This is a genomic window from Spirulina sp. LEGE 11439, from assembly GCF_059821285.1.
This window is the reverse complement of sequence record NZ_JCAMRX010000008.1, coordinates 78,023-97,460: the sequence shown is the minus strand read 5'-3', so window position 1 is coordinate 97,460 and position 19,438 is coordinate 78,023. Positions and strand designations below refer to the sequence as shown.

Annotated in this window: 20 protein-coding genes; 8 read left to right on the top strand and 12 right to left on the bottom strand. The window is 44.4% G+C overall.

The genetic code is table 11. The features are described from left to right. Positions 1-69: 69 nt before the first annotated feature. The 4 genes from hoxU to AC6RV6_RS08230 all read left to right on the top strand — a co-directional run bounded on the left by hoxU (position 70) and on the right by AC6RV6_RS08230 (position 3,344). Positions 70-786, top strand: a complete 717-nt coding sequence (gene hoxU / locus AC6RV6_RS08245) for a bidirectional hydrogenase complex protein HoxU (RefSeq protein ID WP_500240421.1) — start codon at positions 70-72, stop codon at positions 784-786. A 43-nt stretch (positions 787-829) separates the two neighbouring features. After that, a complete protein-coding gene (locus AC6RV6_RS08240) occupies positions 830-1,378 on the top strand; it encodes an NADH-quinone oxidoreductase subunit B family protein (protein ID WP_500240420.1) in 549 nt (182 codons plus the stop codon). Positions 1,379-1,400: 22 nt separating this feature from the next. After that, a complete protein-coding gene (locus AC6RV6_RS08235) occupies positions 1,401-1,760 on the top strand; it encodes a hypothetical protein (RefSeq protein ID WP_500240334.1) in 360 nt (119 codons plus the stop codon). Between the two features lie 159 nt (positions 1,761-1,919). Then, positions 1,920-3,344, top strand: a complete 1,425-nt coding sequence (locus AC6RV6_RS08230) for a Ni/Fe hydrogenase subunit alpha (protein ID WP_500240333.1) — start codon at positions 1,920-1,922, stop codon at positions 3,342-3,344. A 191-nt stretch (positions 3,345-3,535) separates the two neighbouring features. Here AC6RV6_RS08230 and mraY read toward each other — a convergent pair whose 3' ends face one another. Beyond that, a complete protein-coding gene (mraY, locus tag AC6RV6_RS08225) occupies positions 3,536-4,633 on the bottom strand; it encodes a phospho-N-acetylmuramoyl-pentapeptide-transferase (RefSeq protein ID WP_500240332.1) in 1,098 nt (365 codons plus the stop codon). Between the two features lie 109 nt (positions 4,634-4,742). Continuing rightward, positions 4,743-4,985: a DUF3134 domain-containing protein gene (locus AC6RV6_RS08220; RefSeq protein ID WP_500240329.1), complete on the bottom strand. Its 243-nt coding sequence runs from the start codon at positions 4,983-4,985 to the stop codon at positions 4,743-4,745. Between the two features lie 84 nt (positions 4,986-5,069). Between AC6RV6_RS08220 and AC6RV6_RS08215 the strand changes: the two genes are divergently transcribed. Beyond that, positions 5,070-5,660: a PAP/fibrillin family protein gene (locus AC6RV6_RS08215; RefSeq protein ID WP_500240328.1), complete on the top strand. Its 591-nt coding sequence runs from the start codon at positions 5,070-5,072 to the stop codon at positions 5,658-5,660. 50 nt (positions 5,661-5,710) lie between these two features. On the opposite strand, the gene AC6RV6_RS08210 is transcribed toward AC6RV6_RS08215, so the two are convergent. The 5 genes from AC6RV6_RS08210 to AC6RV6_RS08190 form a co-directional block, all read right to left on the bottom strand. After that, on the bottom strand, positions 5,711-6,439 hold the full coding sequence (locus tag AC6RV6_RS08210; protein WP_500240419.1) for an amino acid ABC transporter ATP-binding protein: 729 nt from the start codon (positions 6,437-6,439) through the stop codon (positions 5,711-5,713). Between the two features lie 142 nt (positions 6,440-6,581). Next, positions 6,582-7,805 (bottom strand): amino acid ABC transporter permease, encoded by a 1,224-nt coding sequence (locus AC6RV6_RS08205; RefSeq protein ID WP_500240326.1) that lies wholly within the window; start codon positions 7,803-7,805, stop codon positions 6,582-6,584. A 50-nt stretch (positions 7,806-7,855) separates the two neighbouring features. After that, positions 7,856-9,034, bottom strand: a complete 1,179-nt coding sequence (locus tag AC6RV6_RS08200) for an amino acid ABC transporter permease (protein ID WP_500240325.1) — start codon at positions 9,032-9,034, stop codon at positions 7,856-7,858. Between the two features lie 104 nt (positions 9,035-9,138). Continuing rightward, the gene (locus tag AC6RV6_RS08195) at positions 9,139-10,206 is read right to left on the bottom strand and encodes an amino acid ABC transporter substrate-binding protein (RefSeq protein ID WP_500240323.1); all 1,068 of its coding nucleotides are present in this window, start codon (positions 10,204-10,206) and stop codon (positions 9,139-9,141) included. Between the two features lie 186 nt (positions 10,207-10,392). Continuing rightward, positions 10,393-10,602, bottom strand: coding sequence for a hypothetical protein (locus tag AC6RV6_RS08190; RefSeq protein ID WP_500240321.1), 210 nt, complete (start codon positions 10,600-10,602; stop codon positions 10,393-10,395). 284 nt (positions 10,603-10,886) lie between these two features. Here AC6RV6_RS08190 and argC point away from each other — a divergent pair, with 284 nt between their 5' ends. Next, complete coding sequence (gene argC, locus AC6RV6_RS08185; protein WP_500240319.1) at positions 10,887-11,948, top strand: N-acetyl-gamma-glutamyl-phosphate reductase; 1,062 nt, start codon at positions 10,887-10,889, stop codon at positions 11,946-11,948. A gap of 21 nt (positions 11,949-11,969) precedes the next feature. Here the strand turns inward: argC and AC6RV6_RS08180 are convergent, their stop codons facing one another. After that, positions 11,970-12,101: a hypothetical protein gene (locus tag AC6RV6_RS08180; RefSeq protein ID WP_500240318.1), complete on the bottom strand. Its 132-nt coding sequence runs from the start codon at positions 12,099-12,101 to the stop codon at positions 11,970-11,972. 87 nt (positions 12,102-12,188) lie between these two features. Between AC6RV6_RS08180 and cysH the strand changes: the two genes are divergently transcribed. Next, the gene (gene cysH / locus AC6RV6_RS08175) at positions 12,189-13,016 is read left to right on the top strand and encodes a phosphoadenosine phosphosulfate reductase (RefSeq protein WP_500240316.1); all 828 of its coding nucleotides are present in this window, start codon (positions 12,189-12,191) and stop codon (positions 13,014-13,016) included. Between the two features lie 54 nt (positions 13,017-13,070). Here cysH and AC6RV6_RS08170 read toward each other — a convergent pair whose 3' ends face one another. The 4 genes from AC6RV6_RS08170 to AC6RV6_RS08155 all read right to left on the bottom strand — a co-directional run bounded on the left by AC6RV6_RS08170 (position 13,071) and on the right by AC6RV6_RS08155 (position 18,289). After that, positions 13,071-14,063, bottom strand: coding sequence for an adenylate/guanylate cyclase domain-containing protein (locus AC6RV6_RS08170; protein WP_500240315.1), 993 nt, complete (start codon positions 14,061-14,063; stop codon positions 13,071-13,073). 137 nt (positions 14,064-14,200) lie between these two features. Beyond that, on the bottom strand, positions 14,201-14,938 hold the full coding sequence (locus AC6RV6_RS08165; RefSeq protein ID WP_500240314.1) for a DUF3120 domain-containing protein: 738 nt from the start codon (positions 14,936-14,938) through the stop codon (positions 14,201-14,203). 115 nt (positions 14,939-15,053) lie between these two features. Then, positions 15,054-17,003: an ArnT family glycosyltransferase gene (locus AC6RV6_RS08160; protein WP_500240313.1), complete on the bottom strand. Its 1,950-nt coding sequence runs from the start codon at positions 17,001-17,003 to the stop codon at positions 15,054-15,056. A gap of 59 nt (positions 17,004-17,062) precedes the next feature. Next, a complete protein-coding gene (locus AC6RV6_RS08155) occupies positions 17,063-18,289 on the bottom strand; it encodes a DNA double-strand break repair nuclease NurA (protein ID WP_500240312.1) in 1,227 nt (408 codons plus the stop codon). Positions 18,290-18,390: 101 nt separating this feature from the next. On the opposite strand from AC6RV6_RS08155, the gene AC6RV6_RS08150 reads away from it, so the two are divergent. Continuing rightward, entirely contained in the window at positions 18,391-19,122 is a 732-nt protein-coding gene (locus AC6RV6_RS08150; RefSeq protein WP_500240310.1) for a YdcF family protein, read from the top strand. The last annotated feature ends 316 nt before the right edge of the window (positions 19,123-19,438 follow it).

The following is a 19,438-nucleotide window of genomic DNA, read 5'->3' as shown; positions in this document are numbered from 1 at the left end:
ATTAATTCAGCTTCTTCTTTTGGTATTGGAGGGGTCAACCAATTACCAATTACCAATTACCAATTACCCATGCTAGTCAAAACATTAACCATTGATGGCAAAGATGTTGCCATCGAAGAAGGAAAAACTATTCTCGAAGCGGCGAAAGAGGCTGGAGTTCGCATTCCCACCCTCTGCCATCTCGAAGGGGTTTCCGATGTAGGAGCCTGTCGCCTCTGTTTGGTAGAAATTGAAGGCAGCCGCAAACTTCTTCCCGCTTGCGTCACGCAAATTAGCGAAGGGATGCAAGTGAAAACTCAAAGCGAGAAATTGCAAGAGTATCGTCGTATGACTGTCGAACTTTTGTTCTCAGAAGGCAATCACGTCTGTTCGATTTGCGTTGCGAATGGGAACTGCGAACTGCAAGATATGGCGATCGAAGTCGGCATGGATCACACTCGCTTTCCCTACCAGTTCCCCGATCGCGGTATCGATGTCTCTCATCCCATGTTCGGCATCGACCACAATCGCTGCATCCTTTGCACTCGTTGCGTTCGCGTTTGTGATGAAATCGAAGGAGCGCACGTTTGGGATGTCGCCAACCGAGGAGCATCCTGTTTTATTGTCTCCGGTTTAGAACAACCTTGGGGAGAAGTTTCTGCTTGTACCTCCTGCGGGAAATGCGTGGATGCTTGTCCGACTGGCTCCATTTTTCGTAAAGGCACCACAACCGGGGAGAAAATCCGCGATCGCGAAAAACTTGAATTCCTCGTTAATGCCCGCGAAAAACACGAATGGATCAGATAACAGTCACCAGTCACCAGTCACCAGTTTTGAGGAGATTTTTAACATGGCAAAAGTACGATTTGCAACAGTATGGTTGGCGGGATGTTCGGGTTGTCATATGTCATTTTTAGATATGGATGAATGGCTAATCGAATTGGCTCAATATGCAGATGTTGTTTTTAGTCCCGTAGGCTGTGACTTGAAAGAATATCCCGAAAATGTTGATGTTTGTTTGGTGGAAGGGGCGATCGCAAATGAGGAAAACTTGGAACTGGCTTATCAAGTTCGCCAACGAACTAAAACGGTAATTTCTTTTGGAGATTGTGCCGTTACTGCTAATGTTCCTGCCATGCGAAATATGCTTGGAGGAAGCGAACCCGTCCTCAAACGCGCTTATTTAGAATTGGGAGATGTTACGCCACAATTGCCCCACGAACCCGGTATTGTTCCCGAATTACTAGATCGGGTAATTCCTCTCCACGAAGTAATTCCCGTGGATATTTTTATGCCCGGTTGTCCTCCTTCTGCCGACCGCATTAAAGCCACGATCGAACCGCTTCTCAAAGGCGAACAGCCCCACATGATCGGGAGAGAAATGATAAAATTTGGATAATGCTTATTCTTTCTCCAAATTCATGAAAATTTTCTCCAATCTACGATCGCGCTTCAGTCTTGTCACACTGGTTTTATTGACAAGCGCGATCGCACTTCCCAAATCTGCAAATAGCCAACAAATTCCCAATCGCAATCCTGCTAATGCTTATCCCGAAGAAGTTACCAGTAGATTTGTGACCAGTTGCGTAACCTCAGCCATTCAGACAGAACTGCCCGAGGCCATCGCACAATCAGCTTGTCGGTGCATGATTTGGCAATTTCAAGATCGCTATAGCTTGGAGGATTTTGCAACTTTAACTCAGCGTATTTCTCAAGACGAACAAGCCTCTCGAGAATTCTTGCAAATTGTTAGTTCCTGTTCTCCCACACCTAACAGTTAACCGTTATTAGTAAACAGTTATCAGTAACCAGAGAAAAACTCTTCTTGGGAGATTTTCTTCTCCACAATAGAGGGTGCGGGATCGAGAAGAACAAACAATTGAGGAAATGAGTCTTAGTTTTATCATCTATTACTGATTAACCTTTATCCATTACCGAAAATGTCTAAAACTGTTGTTATCGATCCCGTTACTCGCATTGAAGGACACGCCAAAATATCGGTGTTTTTAGATGATGCAGGAGAAGTAGAAAATGCTCGCTTTCATGTTGTTGAATATCGAGGCTTTGAAAAGTTCTGCGAAGGTCGTCCATTTACAGAAATGGCGGGAATTACGGCGCGAATTTGCGGAATTTGTCCAGTTAGTCATTTACTTGCAGCCGCCAAAACAGGGGATAAAATTCTGGCGGTAAAAGTCCCGATCGCGGCAGAAAAATTGCGCCGCATGATGAATTTGGCACAAATTACTCAATCTCATGCTTTATCCTTTTTTCACCTCAGCAGTCCAGATTTTTTATTAGGTTGGGACAGCGATCCCGCAAAGCGCAATGTTTTTGGTTTAATTGCAGCCGATCCCGATTTGGCACGAGCCGGAATTCGCTTGCGTCAGTTCGGACAAACAGTAATTGAACTATTAGGGGCGCGGAAAATTCACGCCGCTTGGACGGTGCCTGGTGGGGTGCGATCGCCTTTATCAGAAGAAGGACGGACTTGGATTCGCGATCGCCTACCGGAGTCTTTTGCAACGACCCACAAAGCCTTAAATATTTTTAAAGAACTCCTTGACAAAATGACCGTAGAGGTAGAAAAATTTGGCAAATTTCCCTCTTTATTTATGGGCTTGGTGGGAAAAAATGGAGAATGGGAACATTATGACGGTCATTTGCGCTTTAAGGATAGTGAGGGAAATATTGTCGCCGATAATCTCAGTGAAGATGATTATCAAGAGTTTCTCGGTGAAGCGGTTGAGAAATGGTCTTATTTGAAGTTTCCTTACTATAAACCTTTGGGATATCCTGCGGGAATTTATCGCGTCGGTCCCCTTGCGCGTCTGAATGTTTGCGACAAGATCGGGATGGAAGGGGCAGATCGTGAATTAGCTGAATTTCGCCAACGGGGAGGAAATATCCCTACCTCTTCGTTCTTCTATCATTATGCCCGTTTGGTCGAGATTCTCACCTGTTTGGAGGCAATTCAACAATTAGTAGACGATCCCGATGTGGTCTCAAAACGGGTGCGTGCTGAAGCAGGGATTAATGAATTGGAAGCGATCGGCGTTAGCGAGGCACCGCGAGGTACTTTATTCCATCATTATAAAGTGAGCGAAGACGGCTTAATCGAGAAAGTGAATCTGATTATTGCCACGGGACAAAATAATTTAGCGATGAATCAAACCATAACGCAAATTGCCAAGCATTACATTCATAATAATGACCTTTCCGAAGGGTTTTTAAACCGCATTGAAGCAGGAATTCGCTGTTTCGATCCCTGTTTGAGTTGTTCGACTCACGCCGCCGGACAAATGCCGTTACATATCGAATTAGTTGCCGCCGACGGTACAGTAGTTAGAGAAAAATATCGGAATTAAATGGTCTGTAGGGTGGGTAGAAAAAACGAGCAAATTTTAACGATCAATTGCTCTCCTACCCACACTCCTGAAGTCAAACAAAAATTTTTTTGCTGGGATGGTTTACTCATTTCTCTACTCACAAGAGATGAGAAGGCTGCTCGCTTTGCATAAGCCTTAAAAGAGCAAGGAATCAATCTTGATACCATCCTTTAAACCGAAAGAATCAACGCCAACAAAACTAAGACAAAATTAAATAAATAAAACGCACCGACAATTTGCGTTTCCGACCAACCGCTTAACTCTAAATGATGGTGAAACGGAGCCATTTTAAATAAACGCTTGCCCACTCCTTCAGCATTTTTTGTCACTTTGTAATAACTGACCTGTGCCAATACGGAAAGAGACTCGACAAAGAATAAGCCACTAACCACAAATAAGCCCCAAAGATTGCCGGAAAGAATGCCAACACCAGCCAATGCACCTCCTAAAGCAAGGGATCCTGTATCCCCCATAAACACTTTTGCCGGGTTGCGATTGTGGAAAACAAAACCCAAACAGCCACCGCTCAAACAAGCACAAAATATGGCTAATTCTGGTGTATTGACAGCAATTAAAGCGGCTAAACCCAACAGTGCGATCGCGCAAGTTCCTCCCGCTAATCCATCCACACCGTCAGTTATATTCGTGGCATTACTTTCTGCCGCAAAAACGAAGACTGCTAGAAACCAAAAGAAAATCCCTAGAGGTAGAATGATGCCAAAAGGTAGGGCAACATGGGTTAAATCTCCGGGTTGAGTCAGAGAGACCCAAGCACAGAAAGCGATCGCGCCAATGAATTGTAAAATTAACTTTTGTCGCGGCGTAATGCCCTTATTTGACTTGCGCTGGAGAATTTGCCAATCGTCGATCCAGCCGATGAAACCATAGAATAAAGTAATTGCACCTACTGCGATCGCATTGGGTGCAAAACCTGCCCAAATAACACCGACGATCGCGGCAATGGGAACAAAAAAGATTCCCCCCATTGTCGGAGTCCCAGCTTTTTTTAAATGGCTTTGCGGTCCATCTTCCTGAATGACTTGTCCGGCTTTTAAGCGTTGCAAGATCGGGATGACCCAAAAACCCATTCCCGCACTCAACATCGCCACCACCAGTAACGGCAGTGACAATAATGAAAATTGTCCGATCTGCTGTAAATTGCGATCGCAAACGAAGGCAAATCCCATCAGCAAACCAGCCAATAAAATTAATAAATTTGTTCCCGAAGGTTTTCTTAATGCCGTTGGCAAAAATAATTTTGCTTCCACGATTCCTCACCCACTGCAAAAGTCTTTTAACAGCTATTCGTTATCAATGACTATCAGTTATTGCAACTTGAATAGTGATTCCTTTCTTTAACGTTCGCTGTTCGCTGATTTAACCGTCAAGATCTTCTGGTTCATTAGAACTAAAATCATCGTCCTCATTGTTTTCAATGGACATGAGACCTTCGAGATCTGGATCTTCCTCTTCTGGCAAACTTGCTTCTTTTGTTTCTCTGAGAATGAGACGATTTGCTGCTTGCAACCAAGTCAACATAGAATCTTCTTGTTTGAGGGGGATAACCGCCGCCGGTTCGTAGCGAGGTTCTTGACGCAATGCGGGATTATAAACAGCCATACTCGAATAAAAACGTCAATGGTCAACATATCGAGTGTACACTGAAAAGAGGGACTTCTGTAGAGTAGAGACAGAACCGAAGCAATGGATAAGAAAACTGTATTACTTGGGGCGCTGGCTGGGAAAAATCGGGGGCTTCTCGCCAATGAACTCGATAAAATTGCCATTTTGGATGCGATCGCAAAATTAGAAGATGAAAATCCCACACCAAAACCCGTAGAAGCGACGCATTTACTCGAAGGGGATTGGCGTTTGCTCTATACGACCAGCCGCGAATTGTTGGGATTGGATCGCGTTCCTCTCTTTCAACTCGGGCAAATTTATCAATGTCTGCGTCCGGAAGGCGCAAAAGTTTATAATATTGCCGAAGTTATCGGCGTACCCTTTTTGGATGGTTTGGTCTGCGTGATGGCAACATTTTCCCCTGCGTCTGAACGTCGCGTCAACGTGAAATTCGAGCGATCGATTTTTGGGTTACAACGCTTTTTCAGTTATCAGTCTCCGCAGGAAATCATTAAGAAAATTGAATCCGGTCAAAAGTTTCCCCCCCTCGATTTTAATATTGCCAGTCGCGATCGCCAAGGTTGGCTCGATATTACTTATCTTGATGAAGATTTACGGATTAATCGCGGCAATGAAGGAAGTGTTTTTATCTTAACGAAAGACAAGAGATAAGAGATATCCTTTCATCAATCGCAATCTGTTTCGGTATTCAAGAGTTTGCGTTAAAGAATCTGTGATAAAAACTGTTTGGTGCGATCGTGTTGAGGATTATTAAAAAACTTATCCGGCTTGGCTTCTTCTACTAATAACCCATCTGCCATTAAAACAACTCGATCCGCCACGTTTTCGGCAAATCCGACCTCGTGAGTAACGCAAACCATTGTCATGCCTTCACTGGCTAAAGAACGCATGGTATCTAATACTTCTTTAACCATTTCCGGATCTAATGCCGAGGTCGGTTCGTCAAACAACATGATTTTCGGCTGCATGGCTAAAGCCCGTGCGATCGCAACCCGTTGCTGCTGTCCCCCAGAAAGTTGCCCCGGAAACTTCTTCGCCTGTTCTAAAATCCCCACCTTTTCTAATAATTGCATGGCCAGTGCTTCGGCTTCGGCTTTTTTGCGACGACGCACCCAAATTGGTGCTAATGTAACATTTTGCAATACACTCAGGTGCGGAAACAAATTGAATTGTTGAAAAACCATCCCTACTTCCCGGCGAATGGCATCGATATTTTTTAAATCGTGAGAAAGTTCAATGCCATCAATCGTAATATTACCTTTTTGGTATTCTTCAAGGGCATTAAAGGTGCGAATAAAAGTAGATTTCCCCGATCCCGAAGGTCCCATCACCACGACCACTTCCCCTTTATTCACCGTTAAACTGACACCGCGCAGAACATGGAATTGATTGCTGGCATACCATTTATGTACGTCCCGCGCGACAATCATTTCTTCTCTATCGGTTACACCGTTAGTATCCTGTAAGTTTTTTGTAAGATTCTGGCCATTCATAATGATTTCTCCTTGAAATTGATTGAGTTTTAAAAAGGTTAATACCAAATTAGCTCAGAAACGGAACATTGCGCTGCGATCAATTTTCCGTGTTCAAGCGTTTTTCAATATATCGACTCCCCGCAGACATGGCATAACAAAAAATCCAGAACCCTAAGCCGTTAAAAAGCAGAACTTCGGAACTGCGGCCGAGAAAAGTAGGATTAGCTAAAACCGAACGACTGATTCCTAAGAACTCTTCTACGCCAACAATAGATAAGAGTGTCGTGTCTTGGAATAAGCTAATAAATTGTCCTACAATTGCAGGAATGACGGCTTTAATGGCTTGGGGCATGACAATGAAAGACACGGTTAACGGCGTACTCAGTCCCAATGCTTTAGCCGCTTCCGTTTGACCTCGAGGAATTGCTTGCAATCCTCCACGAATATTTTCCGCGAGATAGGCAGAACTAAATATTGTTAACCCAATAATTGCTCGCAAGACGCGATCGGGGCGCATTCCTTCAGGTAAAAATAGGGGAATCATCACTTGACCCATAAATAAGATTGCGATCAAGGGAATACCGCGAATAATTTCAATATAGAGTACCGAAAAGAGTCGCACAACGGGTAAATGGCTCTGTCGTCCCAAGGCAAAAATAACCCCGATGGGAAAACAAAGCGCAATACTAATGGTTGCCATCAGTACCGTGAGCATTAAACCACCCCATTTGCTCGTTGTCACTCCTTCCAAGCCAAAACCGCCACCAATTAACCAAAGTCCAATGAGATAAACCAAAAACCAATTAATGGCAATATATTTACCCAATCCGGGAATTTTTGCCCCAACTTGCTGCCCTCCCCAAGCTGTCAATGCAAGCAGGAGTAACAAACCAATGATTGCTAATTTGTAAGGCAGAGGGATAGGAAAGATAAAAGCAATCAAGGCTGCGATCGCCAAACCGATTAAGATATTGCGGCTAAATAAATGACTAGCATTACGAGCAACAATTCCCCAAGAAATACCCGAAAAAATAACTATAATACTGAGCAGAACCCATAGCCGCCAATATTCTTCGCTGGGATAGCGTCCGGCACCAAAGAGATGTAAATTTGCAGGAAGAACAGTCCATTGCGCCTCAGTGAATGCCCAAACGCAAAAACCATAAAACCAATAACCAAAGATCCCCAAAATAATGAAGGTAATGAGGGCATTATACCAAGGGGTTAGTAGATTCTTCATCACCCAGTTAACCGGAGAGTCCCTAATTTCTGGAGGGGGTGCGATATCGGGGTTGGGATTTTGAGGGGTAATAGTAGTCATTCGTTAATTTATTATTTGTTATTCGGTATTGGCAATCTCAGAAATTCTGCTTACCTTTCGCGTAATTGAACGCTGCGATTAAGTTGATTCATGCTGGTAGAAATCACCATGTTCATTAACAAATATGTCACCATGATAAGAAGCATAACTTCGATGGGGCGACCGGTTTGATTAAACGTGGTATTGGAGACCGAATAAATATCGGGATAGGCGATCGCTAATGCCAAACTGGAGTTTTTGGCTAAGTTTTGATATTGACTGTTAAGCGGCGGAATAATGACTCGCAAGGCTTGAGGAAAAACGACTAAACGCATGGTTAAATTAGACCGCAATCCCAAGGCTCTCGACGCTTCCCATTGACCTTTGGCCACGGACTGAATTCCGGCTCTGACAATCTCGGCAATAAATGCTCCGGTGTAAATAATTAAACCTACTAATAAGGCGCTGAGTTCTAATGTGAGTCTCAAGCCGCCTTCAATTTGTCCGACTTCTTCGGGTTCGTGGGGAAATTGCCAACCCAAACCAAACAGAAGAATTAAAAGGGCAAAGATTGCCATGACCCAAAGAACGATCGCTTGGGTTTGTCCCGACTCCCCGGCTTCGACCATTGCTTTTACCCGCGATCGCCAAACGAAAAATGCGGCGATCGCCCCAAATAGCAAAATTACCGCACAGATGCCAAACCGTCCCGCTTCTCCCGGCCACGGCATATACAACCCGCGCTTGCTGGCATAAAATAGACCCAAAAAGGAGAGCCTATCTCCCGGTCGGGGAAGTTTAGAAAAAACCGCCAGATACCAAAATAATAACTGCACCAAGATGGGAATATTGCGGGCAATTTCTACATAAACTTGACTGATTTTTCGCAACAGCCAATTATCTGAAAAACTGGCCACTCCCGCCCCAATGCCTACAATTGTCGTTAAGATCAGACCTAAAACAACTACTCGCAAAGTATTCACTAAACCCGCTAACATGACCCTTGCATAAGAACCGGCTACAGGATCGCTCGGATCGTAATTAATCAAACTTTCACCAATGGCAAAAGAGGCTTGAGATTGGAGAAAGTCAAACCCAAACTCGATTCCCACTCGCTGCATATTCACATTTAAGTTATAGCCGAGGAGGGTGAAAATCGCGATCGCGGCAAGGACGGCAAGGATTTGTAAGGCAATTTTCCAAAAGCGATCGTCTCGCCACAAGGGAATACTTTGTTCGTTGGCACTCATTTTTTCAGCTATCAGTTATCAGTTATCAGTTATCAATATTCGGAAGAGAAAAGTTTTACCCCCAGTCTATTCGAGAGGGGGCTTATGACTATGCGACTAAGGGTTTAGCGGAAAGGAGGGGCGTAAAGCAAGCCGCCTTCTGTCCATAGGGCATTCTGACCGCGATCCAACTTAAACTGAGATTCTTGTCCTAAGCTGCGTTCGTAGACTTCGCCATAGTTGCCAACACTGGAAATGACATTCACCATGAAATCATTATCCAATCCCAACCCTTTACCCAAGTCTCCTTCTTCGCCTAAGAAACGCTTAATCGTAGGATCTTCGCTTTCTTTCATCTCCTCAACATTTTCCGAAGTAATTCCCAATTCTTCCGCTTCGATTAAACCATAAGTCACCCATTTGACCACATCAAACCATTCAGAATCATTATTGATTGTCACGGGTCCGAGGGGTTCTTTCGACATGGTGACATCTAGCACGATATGATCGTCAGGGTTGGAAAGGGTACTGCGACGGGCAAGTAATTGAGATTTATCCGAGGTAAAACCGTCGCAAAGTTCGTCATCATAAGCTGCATAAGCAGGATCGGCTTGCTGGAAGGTCTTGACTTCCGGGCTGGCTCCTGCTTTCCGCATTTTATCAGTTAGATTTAATTCTGTAGTCGTTCCTGCTTCGACGCAAACAGCTTTGCCATCAAAATCTTTTAATTCTACCAGTCCGCTATCTTTGCGAACCATCATTCCTTGACCATCATAGAAAGTTGTCGGGGCAAATTCCATGCCGACTTCTGTATCTCGGTTGAGGGTCCAAGTCGTGTTACGCGAGAGCATATCCACTTCTCCTCCCGACAGTGCCGTAAAACGTTCGGTGGAATCCAAACGACGATACTCAACTTTATCGGCATCTCCTAACACGGCGGCGGCTACAGCTTTACAGACATCAACATCTAAACCGGAATAGTCTCCCGATTCGTCAACGTAACTGAAACCCGGAATACCACCATCAACACCACAGTTTAAGATACCGCGTTCTTTGACGGCATTCAAACGGCTTGCTGATGCAGACGTACTGCCTTCACCTTCGCCACCGGAACCGGATTCTGGAGGGGTCGCACAAGCAGCAAAAGACGTTGCGATCGCTGCGGTTAGTAAAAGAGAACTAATTTTACGCATTGTTGTTACACACCACTTCTTAAAGGACACTGATAGTTTATTTAATCTCTATCAGGTTAAGCACAATGGGAAGTGTAAATCAATACAAGTTGTAAAGATTTATTAAAAGTACGGTAATAAGTTTGAAAAATTTTCCTAAAGGGGGATTTTTCAGCAAGAATACAAAATATATTTGCCCGCAAAATTTTAACGTTGGGCGGCTAAGTCGCGAATGAGGGAGGTTCTCGAGCGAATGTAGTCGCTGAGAATTTCGGTTTCGTGACCTTCGAGCGATCGCTGTTGCTCTAATTGTTCTAACAGCCACTGGACTAAGCTGGCATCATCTCGTCCCAAGATGGCGGGAGCTTGGGTCGTTTCAACCACTGACCAGAGTTGACGCAATAAGTTCGGAGTCATAGCTTTATGCACTGCAACGACAGTTCTCTATAGGATAGTCTAAAAATTTAACAATGTTTTAACAATTAATTTCTCCTTCATCACCATAGCCGATCTGATGGAGTTAGCGGCCGATCTGTTGCCGGGTTGATACAAGTCGAAACAATTTTTAGGGATTAGTAACGAGATAAGGGGCGATCGCGTTGTGACTCTTAACGGGTTACTCTTTATCCGTTACTCCCTAAATTTCGGGTTTGATACTACAATGGCTGCCAATGTATTCAAGATTTTAGGAAATAAACCCTATGAGTAATTCCGATCGCATCCCTGTGGGTATTGTGGGCGCTTCTGGTTACGGCGGCATTCAGTTAGTGAAATTGCTGTTGGATCATCCTCATGTAGAAATTGTTTATGTGGGAGGAAACAGCAGTGCAGGGAAAGAATTTGGCGACCTCTATCCCCATTTGCGCGATCGCTTCAATCTCAAGATTGAAAAAATAGATTTGGAGGTTATCGGCGATCGCTGTCAGGCGGTCTTTTTGGCATTACCGAATGGGTTGGCCTGCGATATGGCTCCAAAATTATTGGCAAAGGGATGCAAAATTCTCGATCTGTCCGCAGATTATCGCTTTGAGAATTTGGAGACTTACTCGACTTGGTATAAAAAAGAACGCAGCGATCGCGAGGTGGCAGCAACGGCGGTTTATGGATTGCCGGAATTGTATCGCGATGCCATTAGAGAAACGTCATTGATCGGCTGTCCGGGGTGTTATTGTACAGCGAGTTTGCTGGCTTTGGCTCCACTCCTCAAACAAGGATTAATCGTTCCCGAAACCGCCATTATCGACGCAAAATCGGGGACATCGGGAGGAGGACGCAAAGCCGCCGTTAATCTACTTCTTGCCGAGGCAGATAATTCTCTGGCGGCTTATAATGTTGCTGGGGCGCACCGTCACACCCCCGAAATTGAGAATATTTGCAGTGACTTGGCCGGCCATGAGGTCAAAGTGCAGTTTACCCCCCACCTCATCCCGATGGTACGCGGAATTTTAGCCACGGTTTACGCGACTCTACGCGATCCGGGTTTGGTCAGAGAGGACATTATTACGATTTACAATGCTTTTTATCGTTCCTCTCCTTTTGTGAAAATTTTACCCAATGGTATTTATCCTCAAACCAAATGGGCGGCGGGAACGAATTCCTGTTATATCGGCTTGGCTGTAGATACTCGAACCGATCGCGTGATTGTCATGTCGGCGATCGACAATCTCATCAAAGGTCAGTCGGGACAAGCCGTACAAAATTTAAACATTATGATGGGCTGGGAAGAAACATTAGGGTTGCCTCAATTGGCGTTTTATCCTTAAACAGTGACCAGTTAACCGTCATCAAGGAAAAAATGCGATCGCGATCGCCTGACCATAATTTTCTTGCCCTCGCAACTCACCCAAACTCGCGATCGAAAATACCGTACCTCTGTATCCAACGACATACCAGCACCAAAAACCTTCCTTTGTCAAGATTTCCCCACAACTTGACAGAGGGTTCAAATTTCGATAGGTGTACACTGAGTAAAAGAATTGAACTCAAGGGAGTTAAACTCCGTTATGACTACAACGCCCCTCGCTAATGCCATTACACGGGAGGACAATACCAATTCCTCCTCAGCGATCGCCAGCATTAGATCCGAAGCGCCTCAACCCAAAGATTTAAACACGCTCAATCGTCACTTTACCGACACAAAAGCTAACGCCACAGAAATCGTGCGGTGGAGTGCAGAAACTTTTGGTCGCGGCTTGGTCATGAGTACCAGTTTTGGCATTCAATCCGCCGTCATGCTGCATTTAGTCACGCGCATTTCTCCCAATATTCCCGTGATTTGGGTCGATACAGGCTATCTTCCCACTGAGACTTATCGCTTTGCCGACGAATTAACCAAACGCCTGCACCTCAATTTACAAGTTTATCAATCCCCTCTCAGTCCGGCACGGATGGAGGCACTCCACGGCAAACTCTGGGAACAACACGATGTGGAAAGCCTCAATCGTTACGATAAAATCCGCAAAGTCGAACCCATGCAGCGTGCCTTACAGGAATTAGGCGCAACCGCCTGGCTGGCCGGACTTCGCAACAATCAAACCAATCACCGTAAAACCCTCAATTTTGTCAATATTCAAGGAGACATTTATAAAATTTTACCAATTCTGCCTTGGAACTCGCGAGATATTTATCAATATCTCATGGCGAACGATTTACCCTATCATCCTCTCTTCGACCAAGGTTACGTCACCGTCGGAGATTGGCATTCCAGCCGCCCTCTTATGGCTGGAGAAGACGAACGCGATACTCGCTTTCACGGCTTAAAACAAGAGTGTGGCTTACATCTCCCCGAAACCGAAGCCGAAGCCGAAAGCCTTGATTCTAGTTCCTTATAAGTTGTTTGTTATTGGTTGTTTGTTGTTTGAAACCCCATAACTAATAACCAATAACTAAAGAACTTTATTATCTCGAAGGAATTTATCAAGGAGAAAATTATCTAACTCCTCAAAGCTGGAAGCGTAAGTTACGGTGGGGGTTTCGTAACCTTTGAGGTGGACGACATGCTGGCGAAAGCGTTGCTGTGCGATCCCTAATTCTGTCAGGTAATCGTAAGTGGTTTCCCCAAGGGCAATATCTCGCTGAATCTGTTTGGTGCAAGACTCCAAGCGAAACGCAGTATTCACCGTATCGCCGATCGCCGTGTAATCCGGGCGATCGCCGGTTCCCGTATTACCCACCATTGCATAGCCGGTATTAATTCCTGCCCCAATTCTGAGTTGAAAGGGCAAGGGATAATGATTGCCGAGATCGTGGGTCATTTTATTGAGATCGCTAATGGCTTGGAAAATTTGAATAATTTCTTCTTTGGCAATGGCGGTTTCTCCGTGAAACCAGAGGGACATCACCGCATCACCAATATATTTATCTACCCAACTGCCCGAGTCGCGAATAATTCCTCCTGCTTGTCGAAACCAGTCCCCAATTAAACTAGAAAGAATTTTTTCATCTAGTTTTCGCGCCAAAACCGTGAAATCTCGAATATCTACCACCATGACTGACATTAAGCGACGAACGTGGAGAACCGACGTTGAGGTTTCCTTCTCGACGAATTCTGAATTTTTGGGAAATTCTTTGGGCGGACAGTGAAATTCTAATTCCGTTTGCCCGAAGGTAATGCGATCGCTATTGTTGAGGATCGCGGGAATGCTAACACGACGACCATTAACAAATGTACCGTTGCGACTGCCGAGGTCGATCAAGTAAAAGTCCCCTGACTCCGTACATTGAAGCATGGAATGATTCCGGGAAATCCAGCGATCCCGAATGACAAAATTATTATCTTCGTTGCGTCCCACCGTCCAGTGATTGCGACCCACTAAAGGAAGATAGCGATTGCCATTGGCAGTGCGAAGAATGAGGTAGGGGGTAGATCCCGGAGTCATGCGGGAGTTTAAAATAAGGGCTGAAGGCAAAATGGAGGTTTCTTGGGTATATTTTAGGATTGATTTTGGCAATTCGCATCAGAAATCCAATGATTCTTTCTTTTGCGATCGCTTCTTTTGCCCTATTTTTATTCCGATCAGGCCTGCGAAACTGCCAGCCAGAATAAACCATCCACTAAAATTGTGCTTAAGACGGCTCCACCAAATGCCCACCAGTGGAGTTTTTGGTTTTGGAGCGATCGCGTTCCCGTTATCAATAATAGAACGAGCAATCCAAGGGCGCAACTTGCTCCCCAAGGGTTTCGGATCTGCGCGATCGCGGCATGGAAAATTTCCGGGGCAAGTTCGGGTTGAACTTGCATCACTTGTCGCCAATAAGGAATTAATCCGGTTAAGTAAAAATAGAGATCGGTGATTGCCGTTCCCAATAAGGAGCCTAAATAGAAAAGATTGCCGATCTTGCCCCAACCGCGTTTGAGTCCCCAGAGGGCAATGGGCAAGGCGATCGCTTCTACGGGAAGATGCAAAAACGGTTCCCAGCGCAACCAACCCCAATATAAGGATCCTGCCAGCCAACTCCAACTAAAACCAATCAGCAAATCTCCCCAGAGTCGATATTTAGCATTTCTAAACAAATAGTAAGCCAGTGCAAACCAAACTATTGTCAGCAATAAACTCAATTCAGGCAGTAAACGCACTAGGGGAGCCTGAAAAAAGACAGGAACGGAAACTAGAAAACCCGATACAGCAAAGAAACGCCAGAGTTGACGTTGTAGAGGGCTTTGCCTAAACTGAAAATTAGCAAAGAAAGGCGCGTCTCGCCGTTTTACGGCCAGCCAGGTCAGGGTTAAAGAGAATAGAGAAGTGTTAAACAAGATTATGTAAATATTTATTGAGATTTTTTAATTTTTATCAATATATCACGCTTTTCCTGTTGTTGTCCCGATTTCCTAATAATTCTCTCATTGTTCTTTATTCACTGATAACTGTTCAAGGGTTTCTTTGCAAAATTGTATCGCGATTAACGCGAACGAGTTGATAGCTTCCTTGTGCTGCTAAATATTCATAATCTCCTGTTTTAAGATTGCTTTCCCAAATCTTATCGGGACGAGAGAGAATGAGAATCGGATAATCTTCTTGGCGATCGCTGGCATTTTCTTTCAGACGTTGCAAGAAATGAGGAGTATGAGAAAAGAAAGTTACGGGACGTTGAGAATAAAAAACAATGCTGGGTTTTTGAAAGCCAATCATGACAAATTCTTCTCGGGTTTGTTCGACTTGTCCGGCTAATTGTGCTAATTCTCTTAAGGGTTTCTGACGCAAATCATCGGCAAAAGAAGCGGCAGGCAGGAGGGCAAAAACAATAAAACAGAATAGAGTGATAAAATTGACACAGAAAATCCAACGCCAGTTTTTTTGCTGCCATAAAAGCAAAGCGATCGCGATCGCTCCAAGCGACCAGATCCCTGCCGCAATTTCTGGCAGAATACTTTTTAGGGCTTGCTCGGCTAAATCCAAGGCGGCGGGGTCATAACCAATAGTATAAGGTCCGTAGAGACAACCCACAACCAGTAGCAAAAAGAAAATAATGTTAGCTATTCCTGTTATAAAAAAGCTCAAATCTTGGCGATTTTTTATATCTCGTTCTCGCGTTAATTCTTGACTCCAAAACAATCCCACTAAAATTGAGGCACCGGGAAGGAGAGGTAAAGTATAACTGGGAAGTTTGGTTACGGCCACGGAAAAGAAGATAAAAATTGTTGCAAACCAGCAAAAAGCAAACAGTCCTAAATGAGCCGATCTCGGTTGTTGTTGCCAAAAAGAACGCCGCCAAAAGCGCAATTTAGCAATTGCGATCGGCAAATATAACGACCAAGGCATAAATCCAACCAGTACTACCAAAAAATAGAAATACCAGGGTGCTGAGTGTTGATTAACGACCTTGGTAAACCGTTCGAGATTATGATAACCAAAGAAAGTATCAATATAGGTCTGACCATTCGCCAAAATGACTGCGATAAACCAAGGAATAGTAATGATGCTAAAGAGAATTGCCCCAAAAACAAACTTTGCTTCTTTCACAACTTCCCAAAATTTTCCCACATAAAACAAGAACGCCAAAATCGTCAATCCGGGCAACACAATTCCTACCGGACCCTTCGTTAAAACCGCCAAAGCCAAAAGCACGTAAAACGCGATATACCAAGGATTCGGAAGAAAGGATAAAACGGTATTATTGTCTGTTTTCTGTTGCTTAACTGGTGACTGGTGACTGGTGACTGGTGACTGATAACTGGTGACTGTCTTGATGCGCGTTCCCTTGCGTCTTACGCCGACGCGGGGTCGCATCGCTGGTGACTGGTGACTGGTGACTGAACAATAGCCCCAGAAAAAGCAAAAAATTGCGCCATTCATGCAGGCAGTGAGGAGCATATCCGAGACACCTGTTCTCGCCCAAACCATTGTTTGTAAATTGAGCGCTATCATTGCCGAACCCATCCAAGCGGAAAGCCAAAGTTGACGCTGGGTACGAGGAAAATTAGGTTCTTTTGTGACAGATTTGGGAGCAGGAAAACCAAATTTTCGGAGGGTGAAAAACCCTAAAATAGTCATGGCGATCGCGGATAGGGCTGAAGGCAAACGCGCCCCCCAAGCATTGTCCCCGACGATTTGATACGCGATCGCCATTAACCAATACACCAGAGGAGGTTTATCGAAGCGTGTCGCCCCATTAAAATAGGGGGTAATCCAATCTCCTGTCACGGTCATTTGACGGGCAGCTTCAGCAAATAAAGGTTCGGTTTCATCAACTAAACCCACACTGCCTAAGTACCACAGAAACGCAACAAAACAAGTTACACCCAACAAAATTCCAGAAATCCACCGATTGCGTTGGGGATATTTCTCAAATTTTTGCCACCAGTTTTTCAAAACGTGCATTACCCTCGAATTTGTCACGAATGTTTACTCTAGCAAAATTTGCTAAGAATTCGCGATCGCTATGCTGTCAAGCGTTTCTTCGACCGATCTTTGTAGGAGGTTCCCACATTTCGCAATCCGGCTTTCAACATTTGGTCTTCTAATAAGGCAAAAAAGCGGGCGCGATCGCCACCTTTGACAACAGCTTGATTGTGAGATTCCGCGATCGCCACGGGATATCCTGCCCCTTTATAAACTTGCCCTAACATAATGCTTAAAGATTGCTCGAATAATTCTTCATCCTCAGCCACCCAACGCGGAACTTCAATCCGCGCAACTTCTGTGCCAACATGAATGTAACAAAAGTAGACTTGTAATGATTCTGGATATAAATCGAGAATTTTTGCTCGACTTTTCCACAATGCACCACGCTGTCCGGGTTGCAAGAAATTTATCCATAAGGTCGAGTCTCGCAAAGGCTCGACAATTTGACAAGGAAGGCGATTGAGTTTTTGAGATCCTTTGAGAGAAGTTGAAGTACTATTAGAATCGCAATGAGTCAAACAATCAGGGGTCTCATATTGGCATGCACAAAGGCGAAGAAAATTAGTTGCTTCGATATGGCGAGATGCGCTGAGATAACCCATCAAAGGAATGCGATTTTCGCGTAACTTTTCCCATGCTTCTAAGATTGGAGGAAGAAGGCGATCGCGGGCTTCGGTGGGCATTCCATCTAAAAACCAATACACTAAAGATCCGTCTACCATAGCCAAATTAGGGTCGGAATGAGGTCCGGGAGGTTGCACCCATTTACAAGCCATTTCCGACAGCATTTGTGCTTCAGAAACCGTTCGTCGATGTCCCATCCATTCTTCTGTACGAATACCCCATTGTTTCGAGATGTGGAGGTCTTCCGCTTTATAAAAAACTTCGGGAATGGTATCGAGAAGAGGGTGCAAACTTTGCCCGTAATGCAGCATCACTCGCCCAACATTAACAAGATAACAATAAGCAATTTCGTGATGAGAAGGAGCAATTTGAGAACCATCTGTAGCAAAGACACTATGTTTTTCTACAGGTGCTTGTAAATCTTTGCAAGTATCAATGGGTTCTATGGGAGTCGCGGCAGCAAAAATGAGGCGATCGCGCCACTTCTCTTGAACTTCGATCAATTCTGTTTGGCGATCTTGCACTTCTTCCAGTAGCGATCGCGCTTTTTCTAAACGTTGGCGACTAATCTTCGCTTCCTGTTGCAAATGCTGGCTCATTCCCGGTAATTGTCGCGCTAGTTTGGTGAGATCGAGCATAATTGATGATTAGTTGTTAGCTGTTGATTATAACAAAATAAATGTTTGTTTATTTTTCCAAACTCCTCCCCTTATTTTTATATCCCCTTGGGTTCACTTGCATGTTGCTTGCGATCGCTTTACTCATTCACTGGTTTCGTCCCCGTTGGACTCCCATTCCTATTGCTTTGGCGCTACTGGTTTTATTATTAGCGGGGAATGGTTGGGTGAGTAATGCGATCGTGCAGTCTTTGGAGTGGAAATATTTACCCGAGGGAGAACTTCCTCAAGCCGATGTTATTGTTTTACTCGGGGGGTCTTTGCGTCCGATTTCTCCTCCTCGTTCTACCGTTGAGGTTAGTGAACAAGGCGATCGCGCTCTTTTTGCTGCTCATTTATATCGTGAAGGTAAAGCACCCTTTATTATTGCTTCGGGAGGACGAGTTCAATGGCGGGGTGGCGGTCCTCCCGAAGCCGCAGATACTGAGAAGTTTTTAGAAGCGATCGGCGTTCCTACTTCGGCAATTATACAAGAACCTGACTCGTTAAATACTTATGAAAATGCGGTTAATGTGGCGAAAATTTTAAAACAAAGGAAAATGAAGCGGGTTTTGTTAGTAACATCGGCTTTACATATGCCGCGATCGCTGGCGATTTTTAGAAAGCAAAATATAGAAGCGATTCCAGCATCGACTGATTTTCTCGTCACGGAACAACTTTTACAGGAACCAAGCAACAGCATCAAGGCTTTGTTACTCAATTTTATTCCTGATGTCGATCGCTTACAAAGAGCAACGAAAGCGATGAAAGAATATATCGGTTTTGTGGTTTATTGGCTGCGAGGATGGATTTAGAAGAAGAGAAAAGGAAAGGAATAGCGGAATACTCAAATATAGCATTACGCAAATACGTTAGGATATGAAGAAAATGAACCACAGAGTCACAGAGAAACACAGAGAGAGAAATATATCCTAATCAGCCATCATAGTGCTATAAAAACTCCTCGACTGCGAAAGCCAAGGAGGAAAGGAATCAGGGTGCATCTATTACTCTCTATCTACTGGGATTTATTTCTTCATTCCGGATACTTTTTAATTATTTTTTCTGAAACCCAAATAAAAACTCCTCGACTGCGAAAGCCAAGGAGGAAAGGAATCAGGGTGCATCTAT

Excerpts from the sequence above, each read along its gene's own strand:
- argC (WP_500240319.1), top strand. The coding sequence starts at position 10,887 with ATGAGTAATTCCGATCGCATCCCTGTGGGTATTGTGGGCGCTTCTGGT.
- AC6RV6_RS08190 (WP_500240321.1), bottom strand. The coding sequence starts at position 10,602 with ATGACTCCGAACTTATTGCGTCAACTCTGGTCAGTGGTTGAAACGACC.
- AC6RV6_RS08220 (WP_500240329.1), bottom strand. The coding sequence starts at position 4,985 with ATGGCTGTTTATAATCCCGCATTGCGTCAAGAACCTCGCTACGAACCG.
- AC6RV6_RS08155 (WP_500240312.1), bottom strand. The coding sequence starts at position 18,289 with ATGCTCGATCTCACCAAACTAGCGCGACAATTACCGGGAATGAGCCAG.
- AC6RV6_RS08240 (WP_500240420.1), top strand. The coding sequence starts at position 830 with ATGGCAAAAGTACGATTTGCAACAGTATGGTTGGCGGGATGTTCGGGT.
- AC6RV6_RS08195 (WP_500240323.1), bottom strand. The coding sequence starts at position 10,206 with ATGCGTAAAATTAGTTCTCTTTTACTAACCGCAGCGATCGCAACGTCT.
- AC6RV6_RS08170 (WP_500240315.1), bottom strand. The coding sequence starts at position 14,063 with ATGACTCCGGGATCTACCCCCTACCTCATTCTTCGCACTGCCAATGGC.
- AC6RV6_RS08235 (WP_500240334.1), top strand. The coding sequence starts at position 1,401 with ATGAAAATTTTCTCCAATCTACGATCGCGCTTCAGTCTTGTCACACTG.
- AC6RV6_RS08160 (WP_500240313.1), bottom strand. The coding sequence starts at position 17,003 with ATGCACGTTTTGAAAAACTGGTGGCAAAAATTTGAGAAATATCCCCAA.
- AC6RV6_RS08215 (WP_500240328.1), top strand. The coding sequence starts at position 5,070 with ATGGATAAGAAAACTGTATTACTTGGGGCGCTGGCTGGGAAAAATCGG.
- AC6RV6_RS08205 (WP_500240326.1), bottom strand. The coding sequence starts at position 7,805 with ATGACTACTATTACCCCTCAAAATCCCAACCCCGATATCGCACCCCCT.
- AC6RV6_RS08210 (WP_500240419.1), bottom strand. The coding sequence starts at position 6,439 with ATGATTGTCGCGCGGGACGTACATAAATGGTATGCCAGCAATCAATTC.
- cysH (WP_500240316.1), top strand. The coding sequence starts at position 12,189 with ATGACTACAACGCCCCTCGCTAATGCCATTACACGGGAGGACAATACC.
- AC6RV6_RS08230 (WP_500240333.1), top strand. The coding sequence starts at position 1,920 with ATGTCTAAAACTGTTGTTATCGATCCCGTTACTCGCATTGAAGGACAC.
- hoxU (WP_500240421.1), top strand. The coding sequence starts at position 70 with ATGCTAGTCAAAACATTAACCATTGATGGCAAAGATGTTGCCATCGAA.
- AC6RV6_RS08150 (WP_500240310.1), top strand. The coding sequence starts at position 18,391 with ATGTTGCTTGCGATCGCTTTACTCATTCACTGGTTTCGTCCCCGTTGG.
- AC6RV6_RS08200 (WP_500240325.1), bottom strand. The coding sequence starts at position 9,034 with ATGAGTGCCAACGAACAAAGTATTCCCTTGTGGCGAGACGATCGCTTT.